The following is a 26,079-nucleotide window of genomic DNA, read 5'->3' as shown; positions in this document are numbered from 1 at the left end:
CAATAAAGAAGACTATGCTACAATTCTGTACAGAAAAAAAGCCGCTGAATGGACTCTCTCTCAAGAGCCACAGCCGCTGTTTCAAAACTTTTAAATTATTTTTTCCAGACAAAAGTCACTTCCTCTTCACCTGTCGTTTCATCAAGCTCAATGCTTGCCTGAGTGAATCCTTCTCTTATATAGAAAGCAACAGCTCTCTCATTCTTAACAAAGGCTTTCAAAGTGAGCGTATCCATTTTACGCTTAGCTTCCTGAAGAAGTTTTCTCCCTATTCCCTGTCCTTGCTTCACAGGATCCACAAAAAGTCCCAGAATAAATCCATCTTCTATACCCAGAAATCCTGTGACAGTATCCTCTTCCTCAGACACCAGTACGGTTACTTTCGGCAAGAGCTCTCCAAGCATCGGAAGATGATCTAGAAAGAACTCTTCAGCTACAAAAGCATGTGCTTCTCTATTTCCCTTCAGCCAGATTTCTTCAATTTTCTTCAAGTCCTCTTTTCTATATCCACGTATTCTCACTTTCTTCCTGTTCCTCCCTGGAGTCTTTTCTCTCCTTTCTGTAGAGAGCCTTATACTGATACATATTCTGATCGGCTTTTCTGTACATTTCCCGCATAGATTTCAATGCAGTTTTTGATTCATACCCATAGCTGAATGAAATCCCACGCATGACAGGGTCTTCCAGCTCCTGAAGTTTTCTTTTCAGCTCCTTCATATGAAGCGGCACTTCTGGCTCGTCTTCCATAAGAATCACTGCAAACTCATCCCCACCGAGTCTTGCCACAAATCCATCCTCCAGAAACACCTGACGGAGAAGACCGGAAAACTGTGTGAGCACTTCGTCTCCCTTCTGATGGCCATACTGATCATTGATGTTTTTGAATCCATTCAGATCCAGAATCAGGAGACCATAGGGGATCTTTGAGTCTTCCAGATATTCCACATAGGATTCGAAGCTTTTCCGGTTATAGACCTTGGTCAGCACATCCTCCTCAGAGGGAGTAGTCTCCAAAAACACATAGATGCCAAGAAGCCCGATGACAAGAGAGCTCCATCCTAGATGAAACGTAGGCTCAAAAATCGAAATGATCATACCAATGACAGGCAGGATGAACAGCAGCATAAACATCAGAATTTCATTTTTCGACAGTTTATCTTTTACCTGATGCAGAAAATACAGCATATAGGCATAGAAACCGAGGACCATCACATAATGAAACCACTTGATGGGTCCTGAACCATCATAATGATTGGTCACAGGATCAATGCTGTAGTATATAGGTATCCACAGATTGACCAAAAGGATCATAACAGAGATCAGCGTCATCTGCTGATAAAAGCGCTTCTCATAGACTCTGGAAGGATTCCTGTAGATCCGATAATCCAGATACGACATAAAAAGACCTGCCAGTACAGGTGCCAGAAGATAAAGCAAAAAGTTGAACACATGGTTCAGTATAAATGCTCCTGTGAACTGGCGCTCATCCAGGATCCAGGAAAACGGCTCCACAATAAGGGATGCGGCTACCGCATAAATCATCAGTTTGATGAGCTTTTTACTGAAAGTCTTGATGGTAGAAAGCTTCACAAAAAGATGCAGTATAATAAGGACCAGAATACCTAATATATTGCTCTGAAACCGAACCAGATAGCTCATCTTACCCCTCCTCTTTTGTTGCACAGATTGTTAAAGAACTGAATATTCATGACATATTCCGTTAATTTATTTTACAACTTTATAAACACCGTGGTCAAACAAAATAACACTTTGATACACCCGTGTATCAAAAAAAGAGGCGCCTCTTTTCATTGGCAACCTCTTATCACGCACCCGTTCTACAGGCCTTCTGCCATACTCTCCGGCAGATTTTTCTCTTTTTTGGACAGTTTCTTTTGGAGATACATTTTCTGGTCCGCTTGCTTATAAAGATCATCGATGCTCATATCCATATAGTGCTTTTCAAATCCATAACTGAAGGTCAGGGACTTCAGCACTTCATCCTCTGTTTTCTGGAGATAGGTCTTCACTTTATTGATATGGGTGTCCACATGGTCCCGGTTTCCTCTTAATATGACGGCAAACTCGTCTCCACCAAGCCTTGATGCGAGTCCCTCTTTAGAAAACACATGACTGAGCGCATTGGCGAAGTGGAGCAGCACTTCATCTCCTTTATGATGGCCATGCAGATCGTTGATCTCCTTAAAATCATTAAGATCAAAGATGAGAATACCAAAAGGCTTCCTGCTTCGTACAAGATAGGACAGTTCTGTCTCATAACTTCTTCTGTTGAAAAGTTTTGTCAGATAGTCCTCATCAGAAGGCATGGTCTCAAGAAAGATATACACCATGAACAGTCCAATGACAATGGATGTCCAGGAAAAATGCAGTTTAGAATCAAAGATCTGAACCACCATCCCTAAGATGGGCGTCAGAAAACAGATGGCATAAATCAGCACTTCTTTTCTTGTGATTTTCCTCCAGTGCCTGGCTAAAAAATAAAGCATAAATAGATAGCTAAGTGCAAGGACCCCATAATGAATCTCTTTTAGTGGCCCACTGTTGAAACTGTTGGACTCCCGGTTGATCCGAAAATAGATGGGATTGAATATATTATACACAAGCACCAGAAACGTCATGATGGAAGCCTGCTGGTAATACACTCTATTCTGAATCCTTGTGGCATCATTGAAGATTCGGTAATCCACATAGGAAAGGAGAAGACCCGCTATGACTGGTCCCACAAGAAAGAGAAGGAAATTTGTGCTGTACTCAAGAAAATAAGCACCCTGGAACATCATCCCATCAAAGATCCATGTCAGTGGCTCCAGCACAATAGACGCCGCTGTGGCATAGATGATCCATCTCAACAACCTGTTGGTGAAAGTTCTGAGCTTTGAAGTTCTCATAAAAAGATATAAACTGAGCAAGATGCCCAGCGCAAAAACATTAATCTGAAACTGAACCAAATAATCCAGCATTTCTATCCCCCATCCCAAAATCCGACGCAATCCTCTTCCTTACTTCTATCCATCTTCAAACTGTAATGAAAACAGCATTGTAGAAGTATTCTACATTTATCGTCAAATTTTATCAAGCAAATTCCGTCAATTCCCTATGTCCGCCAATGAAAATTCATATTTCGTTCAAATATTCTGATGAACTGCTCTATATTTTTCTTCCTACTAAAAAAAAGGATGAAACTTCTTCATCCTTACTTCACTTCCATCTCTTCACTTTTATAATAAACCTCTTCCAGATAAAGCCCCCAGGGAGGCATCACCATGGATTTTCCCCTGCTGCCGCTTTTCAGGATCTCTTGGATATCTCTTGGGGTCACCCGGGAAAGACCCGCATCCAGCAGCGTGCCTGCCAGGATTCTTGCCATATTATAGAGAAATCCTGATGCCGTGAAGGACATCACAAGAAACTCACCTTCTTCCCAGATTTCAATCTTTCTCATTTCCTTCACAGGATTCGGGTCGGTGCTGCCCACAGATTTGAAGCCTGTAAAATCATGGGTGCCTAGAAGCACCTCCGAAACCTCTCTCATTTTCAAAAGATCCAGTTCCTGTGGCACGAAGGCTGCATAGTTCCTAAAAAGCGCTGACGGGGTCTTTCTCCGGAGCACTCGATAGGTGTAGGTTTTTCCTCTGGCATTTTTTCTTGCATCAAAACTGCAGGGCACTTCCATGGATGCTCTGACCTTCAGGTCCTCTGGTAGTAGCGGATTCAGAGCAAAGGCCATTTTTTCTCCTGGAATGGAGGACTGCGTCGTGAATGTCACTGGATACTTCCTCGCATGAACCCCTGCATCAGTTCTGGAAGAGCCGGAGAGCACTGGTTCTTCATGGAGGAGTTTATTCAGCGCTTTCTCCAAGGTTTCCTGAACAGTCCGTACATTTTTCTGCCTCTGCCATCCATGGAAGTTCGTTCCATCGTATTCTAGATACATCAGTATTTTCTTCATGCTGCTTCCTGCCTTTTTATGATTTGAAAAAAGAGACGCTCTTTCGATTTTCCAAAAGAGGTCTCTTTGATTGTACTACAGAATATTGGTGTAACGCAGACCGAAGGTGATGAACACCAACAGGAAAAACACCGCAAAAGCTGTAAAATCCCTGGTTTCATACTTCAGCTGTTTCATTCTGGTTCTGCCTTCTCCGCCTCGGTAGCTTCTTGCTTCCATGGCCATGGCCAGTTCTTCGGCTCTTCTGAAGGAAGAGATGAAAAGCGGCACCAAGAGCGGAATCAGGCTCTTTGCTTTCTTGATGATGTTGGTGGATTCAAAATCCGCACCTCTTGCCATCTGAGCCTTCATGATCTTGTCTGTCTCATCCATGAGGGTTGGAATAAACCGCAGCGCGATACTCATCATCATGGCCAACTCGTGGGCTGGAACTCCGATCTTCTTGAATGGCTTCAGAAGACTCTCGATGCCATCGGTGAGTTCTATGGGAGATGTGGTCAGGGTCAGGATGGAGGTTCCCATGATGAGGAACACCAGTCTGAAGGTCATAAAGACTGCCTGGTAGACACCCTCCCGATAGATCTTGAACACCCAGAATTCCAGAAGAAGCGTCTCTTCTGTTCCCCTTGTCACAAACATATTCAGAAATGCCGTGAAGAGAATCAGCACAAAGACAGGCTTGATTCCTTTATACAGATACTTGGGTGAAAGTCTTGCAATCCGAACCATCATCATGATAAACAGGAAAATAAACAGATACGCAGTGAAGTTCTTCACGAGGAAGAGATTCACAATAAAAAGGATAGAAATCAGAATCTTGGTTCTAGGGTCCAGTTTATGAATGAAGGACTCTCCGGGAATATACTGCCCGATGGTGATGTTCTTAATCATGACACTGTCCTCCTTCCTTCAGCACCCGCTGTATTTCTGCTTTGGCTTCCTTCACTGTGAAGATGTCTTCACGTACAGAAAGGCCTCTTTCTTTCAGCGCCCGCATGAGGTAGGTGATCTGAGGTGCTCCCAGTCCCACTTCCTCCAGCATGCTGATGTTTGTGAACACCTCTCTTGGGGTTGCTTTGATGAGAACCTTGGCTCCACTCATGACGATGACTTCATCGGCGATCTCCGCCACATCCTCCATGGAGTGGGTGACTAAGATGACCGTATGCTTATATTCTTCATGGAGCTTTTTCAGCTGCTTCAAGATGGCGTCTCTGCCTCTTGGATCAAGCCCTGCAATGGGCTCATCCAGAATCAGGACCTTCGGCTCCATGGCTACGACACCTGCGATGGCTACTCTTCTTTTCTGTCCGCCTGAGATCTCAAAGGGAGACAGATCTTTGTATTTCTCATACTCCAGCCCCACCATCTCCATGGCTCTCTTGACTCTTCTCAGCACTTCCTCTTCATCAAGGCCTAAATTTCGAGGACCAAAAGCAATGTCCTTTTCGATGGTCTCTTCAAAAAGCTGATACTCTGGATACTGGAACACCAATCCTACTTTTTTCCGGATCTCACTCATTACAGTCTTTTTATCCGTGATGTCTGTCCCATCCACAAAGATCTTTCCGCTGGTAGGCTTCAATAGACCATTTAAGTGCTGGATCAGGGTAGACTTTCCAGAACCTGTATGACCGATGAGGGCATAAAATTTTCCCTCTTCCAGCTCCAGATTGATGTCATCCAGAGCAATGGTCTCAAAAGGAGTCTTTGGCATATATACATGTGTTAGATTTTCTATTTTAATCGACATAACGCCTCCACCATCTCTTCGATGTTGAGGATGCCCTCCGTAAGGTTCATCCCGTCTTTAATGAGTTCATGGGCAAGCTCCGTCACCTGAGGAACATCCAGCCCGATACTTTTGAGAAGGTCCACATTGCTGAAGACATTTCTTGGGGTATCATCCATGATGACCTTTCCTTCTTCCATGACCACGATACGGTCTCCTTGTACAGCCTCTTCCATGAAGTGGGTAATATGGACGATGGTGATGCCAAAATCTTTATTCAGGGCTTTGATGGTCTTCATGACTTCCTGACGTCCTGAGGGGTCCAGCATGGCTGTAGGCTCATCCAGAATGATGATTTTAGGACGCATGGCAATGATGCCTGCGATGGCCACCCTTTGCTTCTGACCGCCGGAAAGAAGGTGCGGCGCATGTTTTCTGAAGTCAAACATCTGCACATCCTTCAGCGCCTTGTCCACACGTTTTCTGATTTCTTCTGGTGCTACCCCAAGATTTTCAGGCCCAAAAGCCACATCTTCTTCCACCACGGTAGCCACCATCTGGTTGTCCGGATTCTGGAAAACCATTCCGGCTCTTTTTCTCACTTCCCAGGTATTCTCCTGAATGCTTCCATCGATGCCGTCGATGTAGATCTTACCGCCCTGGGGCAGAAGCAGTGCATTCATATGCTTTGCGAAGGTGGATTTTCCAGATCCGTTATGACCCAGCACCACCAGGAACTCTCCTTCCTTCACAGAAAGGTTGACTCCTTGCAGAGAATACTCCTTTTCTCCAGAAGGACCATCATCATAATAATGCATGAGATCCACAGCCTCTATGATTGGTTTGTTGTCTGTATTTCTTTTTGTTTCCATTTCTTCCTCCTGCATGTACCCACATAGGTAAGGATCCTCACTGACAGCTGACCACGATGTATGCTCTAATGGGCACTTTAAACACTAGAGAAGTCCCATCAAACCTCTATACTGTTTACTGTACCATCATAACATTTATTATGGAAAAAAGGGACTAAGTTTCCTTAATCCCCTTTCTTCATCTTTTAAAGGGAAGCTGAACTTCCTCTTTTATAAATTCTGATTATACAAGCTCCAGAATTGCCTTTTCAGCACCGTCGCCTCTTCTTGGGCCGGTCTTCAGGATTCTTGTGTATCCACCATTTCTTTCAGCATACTTTGGTGCGATGTTGTCGAACAGGTTCTTTACAACCTCTTCTTCATGAACATAAGCGAGAACCTGTCTTCTTGCGTGGAGATCTCCTCTCTTTGCAAGGGTAATCATTTTCTCAGCGATGTTCTTTGTTTCCTTCGCTCTGTAGAATGTGGTTTCTATTCTGCCAGTCTTTAAGAAGTTTGTAACAAGACTTCTCAGCATTGCAGTTCTCTGGTCGGTTGGACGACCAAGCTTTCTTAGTGTAGCCATTTAACTTACCTCCTTTACTCGTCAGTGGACTTTAAAGATAAATCCAAGTCCTTTAACTTTCTCTCAACTTCTTCAAGAGATTTCTTTCCTAGATTACGAACCTTCATCATATCATCCATGGTCTTTTCTGTAAGCTCATGAACAGTATTGATGCCTGCTCTCTTTAAGCAGTTATAGGATCTGACGGACAGGTCCAGCTCTTCGATGGTCATCTCCAGAACCTTTTCCTTCTTGTCATCTTCCTTCTCGATCATCACTTCCACGTCATTGGCGTGATTGGTCAGTGTCATGAACAGCTTAAAGTGCTCAATCAGCACTTTTGCAGCAAGGCTGATGGCCTCTTCTGTCAAAATGGTGCCATTGGTCCATATTTCAAGAGTCAGCTTGTCATAATCTGTGATCTGACCAACTCTTGTATTATCCACTGTGAAATTGACACGCTTCACAGGGGTATATATTGAATCCATTGGGATGGTAGAAAGTGGCAGGCCTTCCGCCTTGTTTCTCATCTGAGAAACATATCCTCTTCCTCTGTCCACATTGATTTCAACATACAGCTTTGCATCCTCTTCCAAGGTGGCGATATAAAGATCCTTGTTGACGATTTCCACATCTCCATCGGTCTTGATGTCTCCTGCAGTTACTACTCCAGGTCCCTTGGCATCGATATAGATCTTTCTTGGCCCTTCTCCGTTCATCTTGATGAACAGTCCCTTCAGGTTCAGGATGAGTTCTGTGACATCTTCCCGAACACCAGGTACTACGGAGAATTCATGGAGCACACCGTCAATCTTTACAGATGTGGGTGCTACTCCTGGCAGTGAGGATAAAAGCATTCTTCTCAATGCATTACCTAAAGTAATCCCATAGCCTCTTTCTAACGGTTCTACTACGAACTTACCATAGGTTCCATCTTCGCTTGTTTCTACACACTGAATCTTTGGCTTTTCTATTTCAAACATGAATTTAACCCTCCTAAAGAATATTGGCAACATAATCCTGAGGGCAACTGATTCTTAAGGTCCCAGATCTAACGCCCAGGTATCTTAGGACAAATTGAAACTAAACTCTTCTTCTCTTAGGTGGTCTGCATCCGTTGTGTGGAATTGGAGTAACATCCTTGATCAGAGTAATTTCAAGTCCTGCAGCCTGTAGTGAACGGATGGCCGCTTCTCTACCTGAACCAGGTCCCTTTACGTAAACTTCAACACTCTTCAGTCCATGCTCCATAGCTGCCTTAGCTGCAGTTTCTGCTGCCATCTGTGAAGCGTATGGTGTGCTCTTTCTGGAACCCTTGAACCCAAGTGAACCTGAACTAGACCAGGAAAGTGCATTTCCTGCCGCATCCGTGATGGTAATGATGGAGTTGTTGAAAGTAGACTGAATATGAGCCTGTCCATGTTCAATGTTCTTTCTTTCTCTTCTTCTTCTTACGACTCTTTTAGTATTCTTAGCTGCTGCCATTATGACTTCCCTCCTTACTTCTTCTTATTTGCGATGGTCTTCTTAGGACCCTTTCTTGTTCTTGCATTGGTCTTGGTCTTTTGTCCTCTTACAGGAAGACCCTTTCTGTGTCTGATGCCTCTATAGCATCCGATTTCCACAAGTCTCTTGATATTAAGAGCTACTTCTCTACGAAGATCTCCTTCTACCTTGACGTTCTTAATGATATACTCTCTGATTGCATTGACGTCTTCTTCTGAAAGATCCTTCACACGGATGTCACCATTGACACCTGTTTCCTTGAGGATGTTTCTTGCAGTGGACAGACCAATGCCATAAATGTATGTAAGACCAACTTCAACTCTTTTCTGCTTTGGTAAGTCTACACCTGAAATTCTTGCCATTAAACTCTACACCTCCTGGTATATTTGAAAATTTACTTTTATTAGCCTTGCTTTTGCTTGTGCTTAGGGTTTTCGCAAATTACCATAACCCTACCGTTTCTCTTGATTACTTTGCACTTTTCGCAAATAGGCTTAACTGATGGTCTAACTTTCATCTCGCTAACCCTCCTTAATTACTTTGCTCTCCAGGTTATACGCCCCTTTGAAAGGTCATATGGACTCATTTCAATGGTCACGCGATCTCCTGGTAGAATTCTGATAAAGTTCATTCTTAACTTTCCTGAGAGATGTGCATTTATGATATGACCACTTTCGAGCTCCACCACAAACTGTGCATTGGGTAGGGATTCTTTCACCACACCCTGCATCTCTATAACATCTTCTTTTGACATAAGGTACTTATACCTCCTTTGCCTCAAGCGCTAAACGCCTGATTATATTTTGCAAGCAAGCTTCATCCTGACGAAGGATTCCTTGAAGAATCTCGTCTTCCGCTTTTGTAATAATACAAAGATGTTTTTTGTTTTTTCTTTTTTGTCTTTTATAATCAAACTTCTTGCCATCCATGAGAAGCACGTGGAAACGGTCCAGGATGGAAACCACCACATAGAATTTTCCTTTGTCTCTTCCTTTTTTAGATACAACAATTTGTCCGATCCAATCTTTGTCCAATTACTCCACTCCCGTTCTCGAATGAAAACACTCTTTTCTAGCAGAAACACAGACGCTCCATTTCTTAAACAAGTGTCGTGATCAGCGGTCCCTCTTCGGTAACAATCACAGTATTCTCATACTGGGCAGATAGGCTGCCGTCTCTTGTGACAGCGGTCCAGTTGTCTTCCAGTACTTTTACGTGATAGAGTCCGAGGTTTGCCATGGGCTCTATGGCCAAGGCCATGCCAGCACGAAGTTTAGGTCCCCTATGAGCTGTCCCATAATTGGGGATACTAGGACTTTCATGCAGATCTTTCCCGATGCCATGACCGGTAAAATCCCGAACTACGCTGAGTCCATTGGATTCCAGGTGTTCCTGAACTGCACTGGATATGTCCCCGATGCGGTTGTCTACCCGTACCATTTCAAGTCCTTTAAAGAAGCTCTCTTCCGTTACACGGATGAGTCTGTCTGCTTCCTCACTGACGCGCCCAACCCGGAAGGTTCTAGCCGCATCGCCATGAAATCCATTGATATATGCTCCACAGTCTATGGTGATGATATCGCCTTCCCGAAGAATGATCTCCTTGCTGGGAATGCCATGTACCACCACTTCATTGACGGATGCACAGATGGATCCTGGAAATCCGTTGTAATTCTTGAAGGATGGAATTGCTCCACTCTTCATTATAAATTCTTCACAGATTTTGTCCAGTGCCAATGTGGAAATTCCTGGTCTAATAGATTCCTCTACCAGATTCAGGGTCTCACCCACAATTCTGCCTGCTTCTTTCATCCGTTCTATTTCCCACTGATTCTTAATGATGATCATTTGCTTCTCCTAAAATTCTGATGATGTCCTCAAAGACCTCATTGATGGCCTTTGTCCCGTCTACTGTTTTCAGCTTACCCTTCTCTGTATAATACGCAATCAAAGGGGCGGTTTGAAAATCATAGATTTCCAGTCTTTCCACAACCGTCTCTCGCTTGTCATCTTCACGCTGAATGAGGTGTGACCCACAGTCATCGCAAATACTTCGAAGCATCGGCGGGTTGAATTCCAGATGGTAGGAAGCACCGCAGTTGGGGCAAACCCTTCTGCCTGTCATTCTCTGAATGATAAACTCTCTGGGGACTTCGATCTGCAGGGCCACATCAATGGCCACGCTCTGCTCTTTGAGAAGCGCTTCCAGCACTTCCGCCTGATGTATGGTTCTTGGAAAACCGTCCAGCAAGAATCCATTACGGGTGTCATCCTCTTTCAGTCTGTTCTTCACAAGATCAATGGTCACATTGTCCGGTACTAAAAGTCCCTTATCCATATAACTTTTGGCTAAGATCCCGAGTTCAGTTCCCCCTGCGATATTCTTTCTGAAGATATCACCTGTGGAAATCTGTGGGATATTATACTTGTTGCTGATTGACTGCGCCTGGGTGCCTTTTCCGGCTCCAGGAGGTCCCAGTAATATGATTCTCAACGGTATCAACTCCAACTAATTTTCTATTTGCTCAGGAATCCTTTGTAGTGTCTCATCACAAGCTGTGATTCGAGCTGTCTCATGGTATCCAGTGCCACACCCGACATAATGAAGATGACGGTTCCTCCGAATGCCAGACCCTTGAATGGGGTATAGCCTTCCAGGAAGATGGGGAACACTGCGATGAGTGCTGCAAATACACCACCGATGAGCGCTACCTTTGTAAGAATTCTTTCCAGGTACTTTGCAGTAGCAACCCCTGGTCTGATACCTGCCACATAACCACCGGATTTGGCCATATTATCAGCCATATCTTCTGGTTTCATGGTAATTTGTGTATAGAACACCGCAAAGAAAATAACCAGTACGACATATGCTACCATATATCCGATGGAATTCACTTTGAAAATGCTCCAATTGCTTGTAGTGAGCCATTCCAGCACTTTAGAACCTCTAAAGAACTCTGCCAGTGTTGCAGGGAACTGCATCACAGACATGGCGAAGATGATTGCGATAACGCATGCTGAACTTACGCTGACTGGAATATGTGAAGACTGGCCTTTGATCTGCTTTGTTCCGGAAACTCTACCTGCATACTGGACCGGAATACGTCTTTCTCCCAGGGAGAAAGCCACCGTGCCCACAAAGAGAGCCACCATTGCAAGAGCAAAGAGTACCAGGCTGACGATATCCACAGCACCACCGGAGTAGAGCACACCCACCTGAGTGGCCATCATAGGGATTCTGGATACGATGTTGATGAAAATGAGAACAGACACGCCGTTCCCCACACCCTTCTCGGTGATCCGGTCTCCAAGCCAAATCAGGAACATGGACGCTGCAAGCAGTGTCATGATGATCAGTACAGTATTAAGGAAGCTGTCCTTCTCCACAGCACCGGCATTGTATATCAGTACGTAGGTACCGTATGCCTGAACTGCTCCGATGACGATGGCCAGATACTTGGTATAATTCTGTATCTTAGCTCTTCCTTCCTGTCCTTCTTTAGAAAGCTGTTCCAGCTTGGGGATGATTACGTTCATGAGCTGCATAATAATAGATGCATTGATGTAAGGCGTCACACCCATAGCAAATATGCTAAAGTTTGAGAACGCGCCACCAGAAATCAGATCGTAAAAACCAACAAGTGTCTGGGAATTAGCAAGATCCTTTAACGCATCCGCATTAATGTTCGGTACTACGATAAAGTTTCCGAGTCTGAAAATGAAAACTATAAATACTGTGAACAGTATTCTTTTTCTTAGGTCTGGCAGTTTCCATGCATTCTTCAGCGTCTGTAACATTAAATCACCTCAACTTTTCCTCCAGCAGCTTCTATCTTCTCCTGTGCTGATTTTGAGAATCTACTTACTTTAACGGTTAAGGACTTGGTCAGTTCACCATTACCAAGGATCTTCACGCCATCCAATGTCTTGGATACAACGCCTCTTTCCTTTAATAATGCTTCAGTTACTTCTGTGCCATTTTCGAAGATGTTCAGTCTTTCAACATTCACCTCTACGATCTGCTTCGCGAAGATATTGGTAAAACCTCTCTTAGGAAGTCTTCTGTACAGTGGCATCTGTCCACCTTCAAAACCTGGCTTTACGCCACCGCCTGAACGGGATTTCTGACCCTTCTGTCCTTTACCGGAAGTCTTACCAAGACCTGAACCAGTACCTCTACCTACTCTCTTTTGAGCTTTTCTTGAGCCTTCAACGGGCTTTAACTCATGAAGTTTCATATCTATTTACACCTCCTCTTACTTTTACGCTTCTTCTACCTGTAGAAGATATTCGATCTTTTTGATCATACCTCTAACTTGAGGAGTATCATTATGTTCGATTGACTTGCCAATCTTTGAAAGTCCAAGTGCCTTGGCGGTACCGATATGGTCCTTCTTTCTTCCAATTAGGCTCTTTTTCAGTGTTACCTTAATCTTAGACAAGTATAACCCCTCCTATCCTATAATTTCTTCAACAGTCTTGCCTCTTAGTGCTGCAATTTCTTCAGCGGATCTAAGACTAGCAAGTCCATTAATGGTAGCTTTTACCATGTTGCTTGGGTTGTTTGAGCCAAGAGACTTTGCTCTTACATCCTTGAAGCCCGCAAGCTCAAGAACTACTCTGGCAGGACCACCTGCAATGATTCCAGTACCTTCAGCGGCAGGCATAATAACTACCTTACCAGTACCGAAAATTCCATTGATCTGGTGTGGAACGGTGGTTCCGTCAATCCTTACTGAAACAAGGTTCTTCTTTGCGTCTTCAACGCCTTTTCTGATTGCTTCAGGAATTTCGATGGACTTACCCATACCGACTCCAACGTGGCCATTTTCATCTCCTACAACTACTAGAGCTGCGAATCTGAAGTTTCTACCACCCTTAACAACTTTAGTTACTCTACCTATGTGTACAACTTTTTCCTTTAGGTCTAGTGTGCTAGGATCAATTCTCACTTCTTTCTTCCTCCTTCTTAGAATTCTAGTCCAGCTTCTCTAGCTGCTTGGGCAAGGGCTTCAATTCTTCCGTGGTAAATAAATCCACCTCTGTCAAATACAACAGCCTTGATTCCCTTATCCAGTGCTTTCTTCGCAACTAAAACTCCAACTTTAGCAGCTGCGTCCTTATTGCTACCTGCTCCATCGAAATCCTTCTCTACTGATGAAGCAGAAACAAGAGTTACTCCGTTCACATCATCGATGATCTGAGCATAAATATTCTTTTCACTTCTGTACACAGAAAGTCTTGGTCTTTCTGCTGTACCGCTGACCTTCTTACGAACCCTAGCGTGACGTCTAACTCTAGTCGCCCTTTTATCTTCTTTCTTGAACATTCAGGTTCACTCCTTTCTTATTTCTACTTACCAGTCTTACCAACCTTACGTCTGATTACTTCGCCTTCGAACTTAATACCCTTGCCCTTATATGGCTCTGGCTTTCTCCAAGCTCTGATATCAGCAGATACGTCACCTACAAGTTCCTTATCAATTCCCTTGACGATGAGCTTAGTTGGGCTTACGATTTCGAATTCAATTCCATCGATGGCATCGAACTCTACTGGATGGGAGAAACCAAGGTTCATCACCAGTTTCTTCCCCTGGAGCTGCGCTCTGTAACCAACACCAACAAGTTCCAGTGTTTTCTTGTATCCTTCGGATACTCCAACTACCATATTGTTCACAAGAGCTCTTACAAGTCCGTGAAGTGCTCTGTTTTCTTTATCATCGTTGGGTCTAGTTACAATAACCTGACCGTCTTCAACGCTAATAGTGATATTCTTGTGCATAGCTTTTTCCAGTGTGCCCATAGGTCCTTTTACTGTTACAACATTTTCAGGTGAAACATTAAAGGTTACTCCGGCAGGAATTGCTATTGGCATTCTACCAATTCTTGACATTCATCTAACCTCCTGTTAATTAAGATCGTAATCTTATTGACTACCAGATGTAGCAGATTACTTCTCCACCTAGTCCAAGCTTTCTTGCTTCTCTATCAGGTAATACCCCTTGTGATGTTGAGATAACAGCAACACCCAGTCCGTTTAGAACCTTTGGAACTTCGTCCGCTTTACAGTATACTCTTAGGCCTGGCTTGGAAATTCTCTTTAAACCAGTGATAACTCTTTCTTTGTTGCTACCATACTTCAGGGCAATTCTCATCATAGGCACAACACCGTCGTTGTACTCTTCGATTCCCTTTACGTATCCTTCGTTCAGTAATATATTTGCAACCGCCTTCTTAACATTAGAAGAGGGTACTTCTACAACTTCATGTCTAGCAGAATTCGCATTTCTAACTCTAGTTAGAAGGTCTGCTATAGGATCAGTCATAACCATTTATTTGCCTCCTTTCACTATTTAAAGTATTACCAGCTTGCCTTCTTGACACCAGGAATTTCTCCCTTGTATGCAAGTTCTCTGAAACAAATTCTGCAGATACCATACTTGCTTAATACAGCATGAGGTCTACCGCAAAGGTTGCATCTTGTGTAAGCCTGTGTTGGATACTTTGGTGTTTTCTTCCATTTTTCTATAATTGCCTTACGAGCCACGTTATTCCCTCCTTATTATTGAGCAAATGGCATTCCGAGGAATCTTAACAGTTCCCTGGCTTCTTCATCTGTCTTCGCTGTAGTGACGAATACAATGTCCATTCCTCTGATTGCGTCAATCTTATCATACTCAATTTCTGGGAATATCAGCTGTTCCTTGATACCTAAAGAGTAGTTACCTCTTCCATCAAAGGACTTGTCAGATACGCCTCTAAAGTCTCTTACACGTGGAAGAGCGATATTGATCAGCTTGTCAGCAAACTGGAACATCTGGGCCTTTCTTAAAGTAACCTTGCATCCGATTGGCATATCTTCTCTCAGCTTGAAGTTCGCAACGGACTTCTTTGCCTTAGTGATAATTGGCTTCTGTCCTGCAATGATTGTAAGATCTGCAACAGCAGATTCCAGAATCTTTGCATTTTCCTTTGCCTTACCAACACCCATGTTGATAACAATCTTTTCGAGCTTTGGTACTTCCATAATATTCTTATATCCGAACTTTTCCATCATCTTTGGGATGACCTGTTCATTATAAACTTCTTGTAATCTTGGCATCTTCAGTGGTCCTCCTTTCAAAATTTACTAAAGTACGGTGCCGCACTTTTTGCAGACTCTAACTTTGCTTCCATCTTCTGTGATCTTCTTGGAAACTCTTGTAACAGCCTTGCACTTTTCGCAGTAGAGCATTACCTTAGCACTGAATATTGGGGCTTCTGTTTCAATAATTCCGCCGTTCATATTCGCTCTGCTTGGCTTCTTGTGCTTCTTGACCATGTTTACGTCACGAACAAGCACTTTGCCAGTCTTTGGTAATACCGCGATGACTTCGGAAACCTTTCCTTTGTCCTTACCGGAAATTACCATAACTTTATCGTTCTTTTTAACATGTACCTTCATCTCTTAGCCACCTCTCCTTCTAAAGAACTTCAGGTGCTAGAGAAAGTATTTTAGAGAAGGTTTCCTTGTCTCTAAGTTCTCTTGCAACTGGCCCGAAAATACGGGTACCTTTTGGGTTCTTGTCTTCCTTAATGATAACTGCTGCGTTCTCATCAAATCGGATGTATGTTCCATCAGGTCTCTTGGTTTCCTTGACAGTTCTTACAACTACCGCCTTAACCACTTCACCTTTTTTAACAACTCCGCCTGGTGTTGCACTCTTAACGCTAGCAACGATTATATCTCCTACTCTGGCATATCTTCTTCTTGTTCCGCCGAGTACCTTTATACACATGATTACCTTAGCTCCAGAATTATCTGCAACCTTTAGCAATGTCTGCTGTTGAATCATGATTTACCTCCTTTCAGCTATATATGCTACTTAGCCTTTTCAACGATCTCCACAAGTCTCCATCTCTTATCCTTAGATAAAGGTCTTGTTTCCATGATCATTACTGTGTCATTGATCTGCGCTTCGTTGTTTTCATCGTGCGCTTTATACTTCATTGTTCTGTTCATTGTCTTACCATAGAGCGGATGTCTTACCTTAGTCTTTACCGCAACAACGATGGTCTTATCCATCTTGTCGGATACAACTACGCCTACTCTGGTCTTTCTGTTATTTCTCTCCATAAGTTAATGACCTCCTTTCACAGATTAATTGCTGACAGCCTTAATCTCTTCTTCTCTAATGATGGTTTTAATCTGAGCAATGGACTTTCTAACTTCCTTAATTCTCATGGGATTTTCAAGCTGACCAGTGGCTAACTGGAATCTCAGATTGAAAAGTTCTTCCTTAAGATCATGAAGCTTTGCTGAAAGATCTTGGGAGCTTGCGGCTCTTAAATTCTTTAACTCTTTCGCCTTCATTATTCTTCACCACCCATTTCTTCAAAATCTCTTCTTGTGACGAACTTTGTGGATATAGGAAGCTTGTGCTGAGCTAGTCTCATCGCTTCTCTTGCCTTTTCTTCGTCAACTCCTGAAAGCTCAAACAGAACTCTTCCAGGCTTCACTACTGCCACCCAGTACTCAACGTTACCCTTACCGGATCCCATTCTAACTTCAGCTGGCTTTTCAGTGATTGGCTTATCTGGGAAAACCTTGATCCAAAGCTTTCCTCCTCTTCTGATATATCTATTGATTGCAATTCTGGCAGATTCGATCTGATTGGATGTAAGCCATCCGCACTCAGTTGCCTGAATTCCAAAATCTCCATAGGCAAGGAAATTACCTCTAGTAGCTTTTCCTCTCATTCTGCCCTTCTGCACCTTACGACGCTTTACTCTCTTAGGCATTAACATGTCGAATTCCTCCTTTCTTCGTCTATTGGATTAAGCGTTAGTCGCTTCCTTATTCTTCTTAACAGGAAGTACTTCACCCTTATAGACCCAAACCTTTACTCCGATCTTTCCATAAGTGGTGTTCGCTTCTGCGAAACCATACTGGATATCTGCTCTTAGTGTCTGCAGTGGAATGGTTCCTTCACGGTAGGATTCGCTTCTAGCGATTTCAGCTCCGCCAAGTCTTCCGCCACACATTGTCTTTACACCCTTAACGCCAGTTGTTCTCATGGCTCTCTGGATGGTCTGCTTCATAGCTCTTCTGAAGGAGATTCTCTTCTCAAGCTGCTGCGCAATGCTTTCAGCCATCAGCTGTGCATCTCCGTCAACATACTTTACTTCAACGATGTTCAGTAAAAGAGTCTTGCCGTTTACAAGAGGCATCATTTCTTTCTTCAGGGCTTCAATTCCTGCTCCACCTCTACCGATGACTACACCAGGCTTTGCAGTATGGATATTAACTTTAACTCTCTTTGCTGCTCTTTCGATTTCGATCTCGGAAATTCCAGCATTAAAAAGCTTCTTCTTGATGAATTCTCTAATTTTCTGGTCTTCTACAATATTGGCAGCAAATGTCTTCTTGTCTGCATACCACTTTGCGTTCCAGTCCTTGATAACACCGACTCTAAGGCCGTGTGGATTTACTTTCTGTCCCACTATTCAAATACCTCCTTTTCTAAGCTCTTTCTTTTACCACTACAGTGATGTGTGTGGTTCTCTTCATGATGCTGAACGCTCTTCCCTGTGCATGAGGCTGGTATCTCTTAAGAACCGGTCCTGGTCCACAGTAAGCTTCAGATACATAAAGGGAATCTCTGTTGAGTTCCAGGTTGTTTTCTGCATTCGCAACAGCGGACTTCAACACTTTATTGATAACAACAGCTGCATCCTTGTGTGTGTACTCAAGAATTGCCATTGCTTCTTCTACATTCTTGTTTCTAATAAGGTCCAGAACGATTCTCACCTTCAATGGTGACATTCTAACGTACTTATTAATAGCTCTAGCTTCCATTAATGATCCTCCTTTCGATTACGATAAAACTATCTCATCTTTGACTTCTTTTCGCTTACATGACCTCTGTAAGTTCTTGTAAGAGCGAACTCACCAAGCTTGTGGCCAACCATATCTTCAGAGATATAGACTGGAACATGCTTTCTTCCGTCATGAACTGCGATGGTATGCCCAATCATTTCTGGAAAAATTGTTGAGCTTCTTGACCAAGTCTTGACAACTTTCTTGTCCTTAGCCTTGTTCATTTCGATTATCTTCTTCATAAGACCTTCGTGCACGAAAGGCCCTTTCTTTACTGATCTACTCACGTTTAATTTTCCTCCCTTCGGAAATTATAAGGTTGTAGAAGAAACTCTTCCTAAAAGGAAGAGGATTCTTCCTACTTTGTTCTTCCCTTGATGATAAGTCTGTCTGAGTACTTCTTGGTCTTTCTTGTCTTGTAACCAAGTGCAGGCTTACCCCATGGTGTAACTGGTGCTGGTCTACCGATTGGTGTTCTACCTTCACCACCACCGTGTGGATGATCTACTGGGTTCATTACAGAACCTCTGACTGTAGGTCTGATACCCATATGTCTCTTTCTACCAGCCTTACCAATCTTGATGATTTCGTGTGTCTGGTTGGAAACAGTACCGATGGTTGCTCTACATTCGATTCTGACATATCTCATTTCCCCTGATGGGAGTCTCAGTGTAGCGTAGTTTCCTTCCTTCGCCATAAGCTGAGCGGAAGTACCAGCGGATCTTACCATCTGTCCACCCTTACCAGCTGCAAGCTCGATGTTGTGGATGAAGGTACCTACTGGGATGTTCTGCATTGGAAGAGCATTTCCTGGCTTGATGTCCGCATTTGGACCGGAAACCAGAACGTCTCCAACCTTGATGCCTACTGGAGCAAGAATGTATCTCTTTTCTCCATCTGCATATACTACCAGGGCAATGAATGCGGATCTGTTTGGATCGTATTCGATTGTTGCCACTCTAGCAGGGATGTTATCCTTATTTCTCTTAAAATCAATGATTCTGTACTTTCTCTTCGCACCGCCACCACGATGTCTTACAGTAATCTTACCTTGGGCATTTCTTCCCGCGGTTCTGTTCTTCGCAACAAGAAGTGACTTCTCTGGCTTGTCTGTGGTGATTTCCACGAAAGCATTCACGGTCATATGTCTTCTTGAAGGGGTAGTTGGCTTATAACTCTTAATAGCCATAATTACGTTCCTCCTTAATTCTCTTATCTGGTTTAAGAAACCAATAGTTTGACCAGTCCTAGTTCATGTTGTCGAAGAACTCGATGGTCTTGCTGTCTGCCTTCAAGGTTACGATTGCTTTCTTTGTGTCAGCTCTCTTACCTACGTGCACACCCATTCTCTTGTATTTTCCAAGAGTATTCATGGTCTTTACATCTTCAACCTGTACGCCGAAGACTTCTTCTACAGCCTTCTTGATTTCAACCTTGTTTGCACTTGGATGCACCAAGAATGTGTACTTTCTGTCTGCCATGGCATCCATGGACTTTTCAGTGATCACAGGCTTTCTGATGATGTCATATGCTGTTAACTTTTTCATTATGCGTACACCTCCTCAAGCTTAGATACTGCATCCTTTGTGATGATCAGGTTGTCATATTTCAGCAGGTCGTATACGTTGATGTTGTTCACAGGGATTACCTGGATTCCTTCAACATTTCTTCCTGACTTGTAGACATTGGCATTAGACTCAGCAGTAACGATGAGCGCCTTCTTTACATCGAAAGCTTTCAGCATGGTTACGATGGTCTTGGTCTTTGGTGCATCCAGATCCAGACTTTCAAGAACGATCATTTCATTTTCAAGAACCTTAACGGTCAGAGCAGACTTCATAGCCACTCTTCTCATGCTCTTAGGAAGTGAAACTCTGTATTCTCTTGGCTTTGGCGCAAATACGATACCTCCGCCAGCCCATTGTGGAGATCTGATGGACCCCTGTCTTGCTCTACCAGTACCCTTCTGTCTCCATGGCTTGATTCCACCACCTCTGACTTCAGCTCTGGTCTTTGCAGACTGTGTACCCTGTCTCTTGTTTGCAAGCTGTGCAACAACTACCTGGTGCAGTACTGCCTTATTAACTTCAACGTTGAATACGCTCTCGTTCAGAGTTACGTCTCCAACTTTCTTTCCTTCAATATTGAATAATCCTACTGTAGGCATTTTGTATCCTCCTTTCAATTAAGATTTATGCCTTGACTGAATTTCTAATTACAACCACACTCTTGTTTGGTCCTGGGATTCCACCCTTAATTAGAATTACATTCTTTTCTGGCATTACTTTGACGATTTCAAGATTCAGTACGGTGGTGTTCACATGACCCATTCTTCCAGGCATCTTCTTGTTCTTGAATGTTCTGGATGGTGAGGATGAAGCACCCATGGAACCTACTGCTCTATGGAACTTGGAACCGTGTGTTTCTGGTCCTCTATGGAAGTTCCATCTCTTGATAACACCAGCAAATCCTTTACCCTTTGAAAGACCGGAAACGTCAACCTTTTCTCCAGCTTCAAATATATCCACCTTGATTTCGGAACCTACTTCCAGGTTTCCTCCTTCAAGTTTGAACTCCTTAAGAAGTCTCTTCACGCCAACGCCAGCCTTCTTGAACTGACCCTGTCTTGGCTTGTTTACTAGATTTTCTCTGATTTCGCCATAACCAACCTGAATTGCATCATAGCCTTCTTTTTCAGTTGTCTTTACTTGAACTACAACGTTAGGTGCAGCTTCAACAACAGTTACAGGAACGATTTTCCCGTTTTCGTCAAAAATCTGGGTCATACCAATTTTGGTACCCATAATTGCTTTTTTCATTTTCTTACCTCCAAACTTATTAGCGGATCGCACAGTTTCCTATGCGGTCATAACAGTTCATAGAGTGAACTATAAACTATTCTTACAGCTTAATTTCGATATCAACGCCAGCTGGTAGATCCAGTCGCATCAGTGCATCCACAGTCTTAGGTGATGGATTCACGATGTCGATCAGTCTCTTGTGAGTTCTAACCTCAAACTGCTCTCTTGAATCCTTGTACTTGTGCACTGCTCTAAGAATTGTGATGATTTCCTTCTCAGTAGGTAGTGGAACTGGTCCTACAACCTTTGCTCCTGAGGACTTTGCAGTCTCAACAATTCTTTCAGCGGATGCATCCAGCACGCTGTGATCAAAAGCCTTTAGTCTGATTCTGATCTTCTGTTTTGCCATTTTGTTACCTCCTTTTTCTTTGTACGCTATACTTCTTTCGCACAACAGCGGATATCGTAAACTGCACCGGGTGTTTCATACATTGAGTCCGCACCAGAATACAGCCAGGATACCCTCGCCGGGTTCGTGACCTGACTTGCTCATCAAGAATTACCTGTTAAGTCCAGCAACCTCTTGAATCTTCGCTGTTTGCTGTAACTATAACATTATACAATATTATAGCGCTCGTTTCAATGAAAAATTCACTCTCCGGCAAAGATTCATGAATCTTTCACTGAACATCCTTTTTATTATACTTATTTTCACCTGTTAGGGCAATAATTTTATAAAAGTATTTTTTACATAAGCAATTATTATAAATAACGTAGAAACAGCCGGAAATCTCCAGCTGTTTCTTAATATATTCACGTTTCTATTATGCATCCCGATGAAAAACCGCTTTCACACCATGATGGATTCAGGAAACTCCGCTGATGGGAATACGTTCGATTCTCTTACGGTCTACATACAGCATCTCATCATAGGCATTTTTATTCTCCGGAATGAGAATGTGACTTACATTCACAACGGTCAGTTCTGGCAGGTCCAGAATGGTTTTTTCAATCGCCCTTGCTGTATCATAGTCAAGACTTTGAAACGCCTCATCAAGAATCAGAATCTCCGACTCATTGAGCAGAGCTCTCGCGATGGCAATACGGGATCGTTCACCACCAGAAATATTCCGGCCGTTGTCTTCTATGATCGTCTCCAGACCACTCGGAAGGTTCTCAACGAACGAACGAAGACCCGCTCTATTAATAGCCTCCTGAATTTTCTCTTCAGGAATATCTTTCAAAAGCGTCAGGTTATTTCTCACCGTATCATCGAACATGAAGACGTTCTGTTCCACATTGGAAAGATGTTTGAAATAACTTTCCTTTGTAATGTAATTCAACGGTTTACCATCAACATAAATACTGCCCGACTGAGGATGAAAGTACTTTCGGAGTAGCTTCAGAAAAGTGGACTTCCCCCCACCACTCGGACCCACAATGAGATATTTCCCATTCTTCTTTAGGGACAGAGTGAGATCCTCCAGCACTTTATTCTCACCATAAGAAAATGTGACTCCTTCAAATGAAATTCCCTCCTGGAAACTGTGAAGCTCTTCTTTCTCTTCCTGGAGATCCTGGTTCAAAAGGGATTCATCCAAGACCTTGAACAGCGCTTTCGTGCTGAAGATCTTAGGAAGAAGTTCGCTGGCTCTCTGGAACGGACCGATGAGCGATGAAAAATTGTTGAGGATTAGAATGACGCCACCGAAGGTAATCTTGCCAATCACTGCGTAGTATACTGAAATCCCCATAACAAAGAGCACCACAAAGTTAATCATAAAATTCTGGACCGCATAGATATAGGTAGACTTCTTCTCAATCTCATAGCTTTTAGACTGCAGATTCTCGCTTCTTCCTGTGAACTGTTTTTCTACTCTTTTATAGAGACTGTTCACCCGAATAATCCGAAATGCAGAAAGCACTTCCTGAAGATAATGGGTATATTTGTCGTACAGTCCGCTGCGCTCCTCATAAAGTTTTTGGATTGGTTTGGAGAGCACATTGGAAAGAAATCCAACCAAAGCACCTACAACGAGCACGATGATCAGCAGCTCCATACTGACCCCTCCGATGATGACGATGGTAATCACAAAGGAAATCACAGATAGAGCCAGTTCAAAAATACCATCAATATAATCCAGATCCACCGTATTGAGATCACTCATCATGTGGGACACATATTTCGCATTGCTGTCCTTGTTGAACTCATTGATGTTCTTCTGAAAGATTTTTTCCAGATAATACATTTTAAGATTCACATTGGTCTTTTTACGGTAATACCCTTTTACGAAGGAAAGCAGTGTTTCCAGCAGAAACAGCACAAAGGCAAACAGGACCATCCGCAATGCAATCTCACGAAAACCAGGCATACCTGGCAGAAATGAAGTGTCCACCAAGTCTCTTGTCAGAATGGTCATGTAGCCGCTTACTCCTTTGGCTACGGCACCGACAAGAAGAGTTGCCACAAGAAGAATCAGGGTTTTATTATAAATTCTCTTCAAGGACACGCACCTCCTTCAGATAATCTTCCATTTTTTTCAGATGAAGTCCTCCATTCTTGATCTCAATGACCGCATCATATTTCTCTGTAATCCCGTCATAAAAGCGATGCGAAATGGCAATGACTGTGGTATCCAGTGACAGAATCGTTTCTTCCACAAGCCTTCCTAAGTGTTCATCTAGGGAAGAAGTCACTTCATCCGCAAAGAGAATCTGCGGATTTCTGATGATTGCTCTTGCAATAGAGATTCTCTGGCGTTCTCCTCCAGAAAGGTTTTTACCATTTTCTTCAATGGCTTCTTCCATCCCCTTCTCTTTCTTCTTTAGAAGTGGCAGCAATCCCGCCCCCTCCACTGCACGGTTAATATCGGTCTCTTCATACTCCCTGTAAAGACAAATATTGTTTCTGATGGTATCTTCAAATAAAAATACATCCTGGTAGATGAAACTCACATTCTGATTAAAACTATCCTCAGAGATCTCCCGCAGGTCCCTCCCATCGATCAGAATCTCGCCCTCATAGTCCTCATAGACTTTGGAAAGCAGCTGGATAAACGTGGACTTCCCCGCACCGCTGGCTCCTTTAAGAAGATACTTCTTTCCTTTCTCCAGAATCACATTGCCTTTGGTGATGATTCTCCGATCTCCATAGGAGAACGTCAGATTCTGCACTTCAATGGTCTTCTTAAAGTCATAGGGTTTCTGTTCCTCGCTTCTCTCCCCATCCTCCTCTTTCCGAAGAATATTTTCAATGATGGTGCCATTGGATTTCAGCACATTGAACAGTGGCATGATTTCTGTGATGGGCCATATGGTGGAACTGGCCATGGAGATGACAAACATGACTCTCGTCAGGTCATATCCAGGCTCCAGTCTGCTGATGATGTAATAAAGGATGAGGATTGTTGTGATAAATCCCAGGAAATTTGAAAAGCGCCCCTGCCAGAAAGTAAAGATATTGACACTGGCTTTTCTTGTCTCCAGCTGCTCCGTTTCTCTTTTCGATCCAGAAAGAAATCTCTCTTCAATCCGGTTCAGCTTCAGAATTTCTAAGCCCGAAAAGGTATTGGCGATATTCACGGTAAACCGCTCACCACTTCTTTGCACATCTTCCTGCATCCGGATGGTTCTCTTTTGAAAAGAACGGTTGATGAGGAAAATCACAAAGGACACGACCACCATGATCAGTGCCAGATCCCATTCCAGAAAGAAAAGAATCAGAAGGCTCGCCAGATAGATTTCTGCTCCGAAGATGAGGTTCAGCAGCGCATGAAAATATTTACCTTCAAAGGTATTGATGTCGTTCACGAGGTTAGAGATGTACTCATTCTTCAGCTTCCTATTGAAGGAGCGGGTGGTTCTCGTCATGATGTTCTCAAAGGCTCTTCTTCTGATCCTCAGGGTGGTATCTCTCATAAATCCAATTCTGAGAAGCCTCGAAAAGATAAAAACCACTGCAGCGTAAACAAATGCAAGAAATCCAAATATCCCATACTTGAGAAGATCCGAGAGATCTCCGGACTGCACCACTCCAGCAATTTTGGCAATGGCATAATTCGTCAATAAAAACTCAGACAGCAAAATAAAACATCCAATCAGATACCTTATAAAACCTTTCTTATCTTCCAGGAGCAGTGCAGTCATCGATGTATCCCCCCATTCTTTCTTTTCACTCTTTCATCACTATAGCATAACATTGTTACGCTGTAAACCCTGTCATTCATTTTGTCATTATTTTGTAATACCCTATGCAAATGAGAGTCTTCCGTCTTTCTATCATATTGTTATTTTCTGCATTGTTCTGCGAGAAACGTAACAACCCTCATGCTGACAAAAAAATAAACCGGAGAGATTGCTCTCTCCGGCTTACAATTCAATTATTCGTTGATGGTAGTAACAACGCCTGAACCTACAGTTCTTCCACCCTCACGGATAGCGAATCTCAGTCCTTCGTCCATTGCGATTGGGGTGATCAGCTCAACGTTCATGTCGATATGGTCCCCAGGCATTACCATTTCCATTCCTTCTGGAAGCTTGATGTTTCCAGTTACGTCAGTGGTTCTGAAATAGAACTGTGGTCTGTATCCGTCGAAGAATGGGGTATGTCTTCCGCCTTCTTCCTTCTTCAGTACGTACACCTGTCCTACGAACTTGGTGTGTGGCTTAACAGATCCTGGCTTAGCAAGAACCTGACCTCTTTCGATTTCAGATCTCTGGATACCTCTAAGAAGTGCTCCGATGTTGTCTCCAGCTTCAGCAGAATCCAGAAGCTTTCTGAACATTTCTACTCCTGT

40 protein-coding genes and 1 pseudogene are annotated in these 26,079 nt (G+C 43.2%); all 41 read right to left on the bottom strand.

Annotation, left to right across the window (positions count from 1 at the left end):
• Window positions 1–95: 95 nt before the first annotated feature.
• Entirely contained in the window at window positions 96–521 is a 426-nt protein-coding gene (locus BM243_RS11030) for a GNAT family N-acetyltransferase (protein ID WP_083422765.1), read from the bottom strand.
• Window positions 502–1,659, bottom strand: coding sequence for a GGDEF domain-containing protein (locus BM243_RS11025; protein WP_074912416.1), 1,158 nt, complete (start codon window positions 1,657–1,659; stop codon window positions 502–504). Before BM243_RS11025 ends, BM243_RS11030 begins: the two co-directional genes overlap by 20 nt.
• Before the next feature lie 179 nt (window positions 1,660–1,838).
• Window positions 1,839–2,981: a GGDEF domain-containing protein gene (locus BM243_RS11020; protein ID WP_207646193.1), complete on the bottom strand. Its 1,143-nt coding sequence runs from the start codon at window positions 2,979–2,981 to the stop codon at window positions 1,839–1,841.
• Between the two features lie 233 nt (window positions 2,982–3,214).
• Window positions 3,215–3,970, bottom strand: coding sequence for a tRNA pseudouridine(38-40) synthase TruA (gene truA / locus BM243_RS11015; protein ID WP_074912415.1), 756 nt, complete (start codon window positions 3,968–3,970; stop codon window positions 3,215–3,217).
• A gap of 75 nt (window positions 3,971–4,045) precedes the next feature.
• Window positions 4,046–4,861 carry an energy-coupling factor transporter transmembrane component T family protein gene (locus BM243_RS11010; RefSeq protein ID WP_074912414.1) on the bottom strand — a complete coding sequence of 272 codons (816 nt, stop codon included), beginning with the start codon at window positions 4,859–4,861 and terminating at the stop codon, window positions 4,046–4,048.
• Window positions 4,854–5,723, bottom strand: a complete 870-nt coding sequence (locus BM243_RS11005) for an energy-coupling factor transporter ATPase (protein WP_074912413.1) — start codon at window positions 5,721–5,723, stop codon at window positions 4,854–4,856. The genes BM243_RS11010 and BM243_RS11005 overlap by 8 nt, the downstream gene beginning before the upstream one ends.
• Window positions 5,708–6,574 carry an energy-coupling factor transporter ATPase gene (locus BM243_RS11000; protein WP_074912412.1) on the bottom strand — a complete coding sequence of 289 codons (867 nt, stop codon included), beginning with the start codon at window positions 6,572–6,574 and terminating at the stop codon, window positions 5,708–5,710. The genes BM243_RS11005 and BM243_RS11000 overlap by 16 nt, the downstream gene beginning before the upstream one ends.
• Window positions 6,575–6,797: 223 nt before the next feature.
• Complete coding sequence (rplQ, locus tag BM243_RS10995) at window positions 6,798–7,139, bottom strand: 50S ribosomal protein L17 (RefSeq protein WP_031577562.1); 342 nt, start codon at window positions 7,137–7,139, stop codon at window positions 6,798–6,800.
• Window positions 7,140–7,153: 14 nt separating this feature from the next.
• Window positions 7,154–8,101, bottom strand: coding sequence for a DNA-directed RNA polymerase subunit alpha (locus BM243_RS10990; RefSeq protein ID WP_031577560.1), 948 nt, complete (start codon window positions 8,099–8,101; stop codon window positions 7,154–7,156).
• Window positions 8,102–8,201: 100 nt separating this feature from the next.
• Window positions 8,202–8,603 carry a 30S ribosomal protein S11 gene (gene rpsK / locus BM243_RS10985; protein WP_031577559.1) on the bottom strand — a complete coding sequence of 134 codons (402 nt, stop codon included), beginning with the start codon at window positions 8,601–8,603 and terminating at the stop codon, window positions 8,202–8,204.
• Window positions 8,604–8,617: 14 nt separating this feature from the next.
• Window positions 8,618–8,986 (bottom strand): 30S ribosomal protein S13, encoded by a 369-nt coding sequence (rpsM, locus tag BM243_RS10980; protein ID WP_074912411.1) that lies wholly within the window; start codon window positions 8,984–8,986, stop codon window positions 8,618–8,620.
• Window positions 8,987–9,027: 41 nt separating this feature from the next.
• Window positions 9,028–9,141 (bottom strand): 50S ribosomal protein L36, encoded by a 114-nt coding sequence (rpmJ, locus tag BM243_RS10975; RefSeq protein ID WP_031577557.1) that lies wholly within the window; start codon window positions 9,139–9,141, stop codon window positions 9,028–9,030.
• Between the two features lie 18 nt (window positions 9,142–9,159).
• Window positions 9,160–9,378, bottom strand: a complete 219-nt coding sequence (infA, locus tag BM243_RS10970; RefSeq protein WP_031577556.1) for a translation initiation factor IF-1 — start codon at window positions 9,376–9,378, stop codon at window positions 9,160–9,162.
• A 7-nt stretch (window positions 9,379–9,385) separates the two neighbouring features.
• Complete coding sequence (locus tag BM243_RS10965) at window positions 9,386–9,658, bottom strand: KOW domain-containing RNA-binding protein (protein ID WP_036909529.1); 273 nt, start codon at window positions 9,656–9,658, stop codon at window positions 9,386–9,388.
• A 64-nt stretch (window positions 9,659–9,722) separates the two neighbouring features.
• Window positions 9,723–10,472, bottom strand: coding sequence for a type I methionyl aminopeptidase (gene map, locus BM243_RS10960; RefSeq protein ID WP_074912410.1), 750 nt, complete (start codon window positions 10,470–10,472; stop codon window positions 9,723–9,725).
• Complete coding sequence (locus BM243_RS10955; RefSeq protein ID WP_074912409.1) at window positions 10,459–11,118, bottom strand: adenylate kinase; 660 nt, start codon at window positions 11,116–11,118, stop codon at window positions 10,459–10,461. Before BM243_RS10955 ends, map begins: the two co-directional genes overlap by 14 nt.
• A gap of 23 nt (window positions 11,119–11,141) precedes the next feature.
• The gene (secY, locus tag BM243_RS10950; protein ID WP_074912408.1) at window positions 11,142–12,422 is read right to left on the bottom strand and encodes a preprotein translocase subunit SecY; all 1,281 of its coding nucleotides are present in this window, start codon (window positions 12,420–12,422) and stop codon (window positions 11,142–11,144) included.
• Window positions 12,422–12,862 carry a 50S ribosomal protein L15 gene (gene rplO / locus BM243_RS10945; protein ID WP_031577551.1) on the bottom strand — a complete coding sequence of 147 codons (441 nt, stop codon included), beginning with the start codon at window positions 12,860–12,862 and terminating at the stop codon, window positions 12,422–12,424. Before rplO ends, secY begins: the two co-directional genes overlap by 1 nt.
• Window positions 12,863–12,886: 24 nt before the next feature.
• Complete coding sequence (gene rpmD / locus BM243_RS10940) at window positions 12,887–13,066, bottom strand: 50S ribosomal protein L30 (protein ID WP_031577550.1); 180 nt, start codon at window positions 13,064–13,066, stop codon at window positions 12,887–12,889.
• 12 nt (window positions 13,067–13,078) lie between these two features.
• Window positions 13,079–13,576 carry a 30S ribosomal protein S5 gene (gene rpsE / locus BM243_RS10935; RefSeq protein WP_074912407.1) on the bottom strand — a complete coding sequence of 166 codons (498 nt, stop codon included), beginning with the start codon at window positions 13,574–13,576 and terminating at the stop codon, window positions 13,079–13,081.
• 17 nt (window positions 13,577–13,593) lie between these two features.
• A complete protein-coding gene (rplR, locus tag BM243_RS10930) occupies window positions 13,594–13,953 on the bottom strand; it encodes a 50S ribosomal protein L18 (protein ID WP_074912406.1) in 360 nt (119 codons plus the stop codon).
• Window positions 13,954–13,976: 23 nt separating this feature from the next.
• Window positions 13,977–14,516: a 50S ribosomal protein L6 gene (gene rplF, locus BM243_RS10925; protein ID WP_074912405.1), complete on the bottom strand. Its 540-nt coding sequence runs from the start codon at window positions 14,514–14,516 to the stop codon at window positions 13,977–13,979.
• 40 nt (window positions 14,517–14,556) lie between these two features.
• Window positions 14,557–14,955, bottom strand: a complete 399-nt coding sequence (gene rpsH / locus BM243_RS10920) for a 30S ribosomal protein S8 (protein ID WP_031577546.1) — start codon at window positions 14,953–14,955, stop codon at window positions 14,557–14,559.
• Between the two features lie 29 nt (window positions 14,956–14,984).
• Window positions 14,985–15,170 (bottom strand): type Z 30S ribosomal protein S14, encoded by a 186-nt coding sequence (locus tag BM243_RS10915; protein ID WP_031577544.1) that lies wholly within the window; start codon window positions 15,168–15,170, stop codon window positions 14,985–14,987.
• Between the two features lie 15 nt (window positions 15,171–15,185).
• The gene (gene rplE, locus BM243_RS10910; RefSeq protein WP_074912404.1) at window positions 15,186–15,725 is read right to left on the bottom strand and encodes a 50S ribosomal protein L5; all 540 of its coding nucleotides are present in this window, start codon (window positions 15,723–15,725) and stop codon (window positions 15,186–15,188) included.
• Window positions 15,726–15,752: 27 nt separating this feature from the next.
• Window positions 15,753–16,067: a 50S ribosomal protein L24 gene (rplX, locus tag BM243_RS10905; RefSeq protein WP_074912403.1), complete on the bottom strand. Its 315-nt coding sequence runs from the start codon at window positions 16,065–16,067 to the stop codon at window positions 15,753–15,755.
• A gap of 19 nt (window positions 16,068–16,086) precedes the next feature.
• A complete protein-coding gene (gene rplN / locus BM243_RS10900) occupies window positions 16,087–16,458 on the bottom strand; it encodes a 50S ribosomal protein L14 (RefSeq protein WP_074912402.1) in 372 nt (123 codons plus the stop codon).
• A gap of 26 nt (window positions 16,459–16,484) precedes the next feature.
• Complete coding sequence (gene rpsQ / locus BM243_RS10895; RefSeq protein ID WP_074912401.1) at window positions 16,485–16,739, bottom strand: 30S ribosomal protein S17; 255 nt, start codon at window positions 16,737–16,739, stop codon at window positions 16,485–16,487.
• Window positions 16,740–16,763: 24 nt separating this feature from the next.
• Window positions 16,764–16,976, bottom strand: coding sequence for a 50S ribosomal protein L29 (rpmC, locus tag BM243_RS10890; protein ID WP_031577539.1), 213 nt, complete (start codon window positions 16,974–16,976; stop codon window positions 16,764–16,766).
• Window positions 16,976–17,410 carry a 50S ribosomal protein L16 gene (rplP, locus tag BM243_RS10885; RefSeq protein ID WP_074912400.1) on the bottom strand — a complete coding sequence of 145 codons (435 nt, stop codon included), beginning with the start codon at window positions 17,408–17,410 and terminating at the stop codon, window positions 16,976–16,978. Before rplP ends, rpmC begins: the two co-directional genes overlap by 1 nt.
• A gap of 30 nt (window positions 17,411–17,440) precedes the next feature.
• A complete protein-coding gene (rpsC, locus tag BM243_RS10880; protein WP_074912399.1) occupies window positions 17,441–18,106 on the bottom strand; it encodes a 30S ribosomal protein S3 in 666 nt (221 codons plus the stop codon).
• 19 nt (window positions 18,107–18,125) lie between these two features.
• Window positions 18,126–18,461, bottom strand: a complete 336-nt coding sequence (rplV, locus tag BM243_RS10875) for a 50S ribosomal protein L22 (protein WP_031577536.1) — start codon at window positions 18,459–18,461, stop codon at window positions 18,126–18,128.
• 29 nt (window positions 18,462–18,490) lie between these two features.
• Window positions 18,491–18,769 (bottom strand): 30S ribosomal protein S19, encoded by a 279-nt coding sequence (gene rpsS, locus BM243_RS10870; protein ID WP_031577535.1) that lies wholly within the window; start codon window positions 18,767–18,769, stop codon window positions 18,491–18,493.
• Window positions 18,770–18,840: 71 nt separating this feature from the next.
• Complete coding sequence (rplB, locus tag BM243_RS10865; protein WP_074912398.1) at window positions 18,841–19,671, bottom strand: 50S ribosomal protein L2; 831 nt, start codon at window positions 19,669–19,671, stop codon at window positions 18,841–18,843.
• A 58-nt stretch (window positions 19,672–19,729) separates the two neighbouring features.
• A complete protein-coding gene (gene rplW / locus BM243_RS10860; protein ID WP_074912397.1) occupies window positions 19,730–20,029 on the bottom strand; it encodes a 50S ribosomal protein L23 in 300 nt (99 codons plus the stop codon).
• Window positions 20,029–20,649 carry a 50S ribosomal protein L4 gene (rplD, locus tag BM243_RS10855; protein WP_074912396.1) on the bottom strand — a complete coding sequence of 207 codons (621 nt, stop codon included), beginning with the start codon at window positions 20,647–20,649 and terminating at the stop codon, window positions 20,029–20,031. The genes rplW and rplD overlap by 1 nt, the downstream gene beginning before the upstream one ends.
• A 25-nt stretch (window positions 20,650–20,674) precedes the next feature.
• Entirely contained in the window at window positions 20,675–21,301 is a 627-nt protein-coding gene (gene rplC, locus BM243_RS10850; protein WP_074912395.1) for a 50S ribosomal protein L3, read from the bottom strand.
• Window positions 21,302–21,383: 82 nt separating this feature from the next.
• Window positions 21,384–21,692 (bottom strand): 30S ribosomal protein S10, encoded by a 309-nt coding sequence (gene rpsJ, locus BM243_RS10845; protein ID WP_074912394.1) that lies wholly within the window; start codon window positions 21,690–21,692, stop codon window positions 21,384–21,386.
• 457 nt (window positions 21,693–22,149) lie between these two features.
• On the bottom strand, window positions 22,150–23,787 hold the full coding sequence (locus tag BM243_RS10840) for an ABC transporter ATP-binding protein (protein ID WP_074912393.1): 1,638 nt from the start codon (window positions 23,785–23,787) through the stop codon (window positions 22,150–22,152).
• Complete coding sequence (locus BM243_RS10835) at window positions 23,771–25,429, bottom strand: ABC transporter ATP-binding protein (RefSeq protein ID WP_074912392.1); 1,659 nt, start codon at window positions 25,427–25,429, stop codon at window positions 23,771–23,773. Before BM243_RS10835 ends, BM243_RS10840 begins: the two co-directional genes overlap by 17 nt.
• A gap of 233 nt (window positions 25,430–25,662) precedes the next feature.
• Window positions 25,663–26,079: pseudogene (tuf, locus tag BM243_RS10830) on the bottom strand (elongation factor Tu); the annotation flags it as partial.

Source organism: Proteiniclasticum ruminis (assembly GCF_900115135.1).
Lineage (GTDB): Bacteria > Bacillota > Clostridia > Clostridiales > Clostridiaceae > Proteiniclasticum > Proteiniclasticum ruminis_A.
The sequence above is the reverse complement of the archived record's forward strand: the minus strand, read 5'-3'. Positions and strand labels throughout refer to the sequence as shown.

Excerpts from the sequence above, each read along its gene's own strand:
- rplB (WP_074912398.1), bottom strand. The coding sequence starts at position 19,671 with ATGGCTATTAAGAGTTATAAGCCAACTACCCCTTCAAGAAGACATATG.
- rplW (WP_074912397.1), bottom strand. The coding sequence starts at position 20,029 with ATGAAAAAGTTAACAGCATATGACATCATCAGAAAGCCTGTGATCACT.
- rpsK (WP_031577559.1), bottom strand. The coding sequence starts at position 8,603 with ATGGCAGCAGCTAAGAATACTAAAAGAGTCGTAAGAAGAAGAAGAGAA.
- rpmC (WP_031577539.1), bottom strand. The coding sequence starts at position 16,976 with ATGAAGGCGAAAGAGTTAAAGAATTTAAGAGCCGCAAGCTCCCAAGAT.
- infA (WP_031577556.1), bottom strand. The coding sequence starts at position 9,378 with ATGTCAAAAGAAGATGTTATAGAGATGCAGGGTGTGGTGAAAGAATCC.
- BM243_RS11020 (WP_207646193.1), bottom strand. The coding sequence starts at position 2,981 with ATGCTGGATTATTTGGTTCAGTTTCAGATTAATGTTTTTGCGCTGGGC.
- rpsH (WP_031577546.1), bottom strand. The coding sequence starts at position 14,955 with ATGGTTATGACTGATCCTATAGCAGACCTTCTAACTAGAGTTAGAAAT.
- BM243_RS11010 (WP_074912414.1), bottom strand. The coding sequence starts at position 4,861 with ATGATTAAGAACATCACCATCGGGCAGTATATTCCCGGAGAGTCCTTC.
- rpsQ (WP_074912401.1), bottom strand. The coding sequence starts at position 16,739 with ATGGAGAGAAATAACAGAAAGACCAGAGTAGGCGTAGTTGTATCCGAC.
- rpmJ (WP_031577557.1), bottom strand. The coding sequence starts at position 9,141 with ATGAAAGTTAGACCATCAGTTAAGCCTATTTGCGAAAAGTGCAAAGTA.
- BM243_RS10835 (WP_074912392.1), bottom strand. The coding sequence starts at position 25,429 with ATGACTGCACTGCTCCTGGAAGATAAGAAAGGTTTTATAAGGTATCTG.
- BM243_RS11000 (WP_074912412.1), bottom strand. The coding sequence starts at position 6,574 with ATGGAAACAAAAAGAAATACAGACAACAAACCAATCATAGAGGCTGTG.
- rplN (WP_074912402.1), bottom strand. The coding sequence starts at position 16,458 with ATGATTCAACAGCAGACATTGCTAAAGGTTGCAGATAATTCTGGAGCT.
- truA (WP_074912415.1), bottom strand. The coding sequence starts at position 3,970 with ATGAAGAAAATACTGATGTATCTAGAATACGATGGAACGAACTTCCAT.
- rplP (WP_074912400.1), bottom strand. The coding sequence starts at position 17,410 with ATGTTAATGCCTAAGAGAGTAAAGCGTCGTAAGGTGCAGAAGGGCAGA.
- BM243_RS11005 (WP_074912413.1), bottom strand. The coding sequence starts at position 5,723 with ATGTCGATTAAAATAGAAAATCTAACACATGTATATATGCCAAAGACT.
- rpsJ (WP_074912394.1), bottom strand. The coding sequence starts at position 21,692 with ATGGCAAAACAGAAGATCAGAATCAGACTAAAGGCTTTTGATCACAGC.
- rplC (WP_074912395.1), bottom strand. The coding sequence starts at position 21,301 with ATGAAAAAAGCAATTATGGGTACCAAAATTGGTATGACCCAGATTTTT.
- BM243_RS10990 (WP_031577560.1), bottom strand. The coding sequence starts at position 8,101 with ATGTTTGAAATAGAAAAGCCAAAGATTCAGTGTGTAGAAACAAGCGAA.
- rplQ (WP_031577562.1), bottom strand. The coding sequence starts at position 7,139 with ATGGCTACACTAAGAAAGCTTGGTCGTCCAACCGACCAGAGAACTGCA.
- rplV (WP_031577536.1), bottom strand. The coding sequence starts at position 18,461 with ATGGAAGCTAGAGCTATTAATAAGTACGTTAGAATGTCACCATTGAAG.
- rplF (WP_074912405.1), bottom strand. The coding sequence starts at position 14,516 with ATGTCAAGAATTGGTAGAATGCCAATAGCAATTCCTGCCGGAGTAACC.
- rplE (WP_074912404.1), bottom strand. The coding sequence starts at position 15,725 with ATGCCAAGATTACAAGAAGTTTATAATGAACAGGTCATCCCAAAGATG.
- BM243_RS11025 (WP_074912416.1), bottom strand. The coding sequence starts at position 1,659 with ATGAGCTATCTGGTTCGGTTTCAGAGCAATATATTAGGTATTCTGGTC.
- map (WP_074912410.1), bottom strand. The coding sequence starts at position 10,472 with ATGATCATCATTAAGAATCAGTGGGAAATAGAACGGATGAAAGAAGCA.
- rplD (WP_074912396.1), bottom strand. The coding sequence starts at position 20,649 with ATGCCTACAGTAGGATTATTCAATATTGAAGGAAAGAAAGTTGGAGAC.
- rplR (WP_074912406.1), bottom strand. The coding sequence starts at position 13,953 with ATGTTCAAGAAAGAAGATAAAAGGGCGACTAGAGTTAGACGTCACGCT.
- rplO (WP_031577551.1), bottom strand. The coding sequence starts at position 12,862 with ATGAAACTTCATGAGTTAAAGCCCGTTGAAGGCTCAAGAAAAGCTCAA.
- rpsM (WP_074912411.1), bottom strand. The coding sequence starts at position 8,986 with ATGGCAAGAATTTCAGGTGTAGACTTACCAAAGCAGAAAAGAGTTGAA.
- secY (WP_074912408.1), bottom strand. The coding sequence starts at position 12,422 with ATGTTACAGACGCTGAAGAATGCATGGAAACTGCCAGACCTAAGAAAA.
- rplX (WP_074912403.1), bottom strand. The coding sequence starts at position 16,067 with ATGAAGGTACATGTTAAAAAGAACGATAAAGTTATGGTAATTTCCGGT.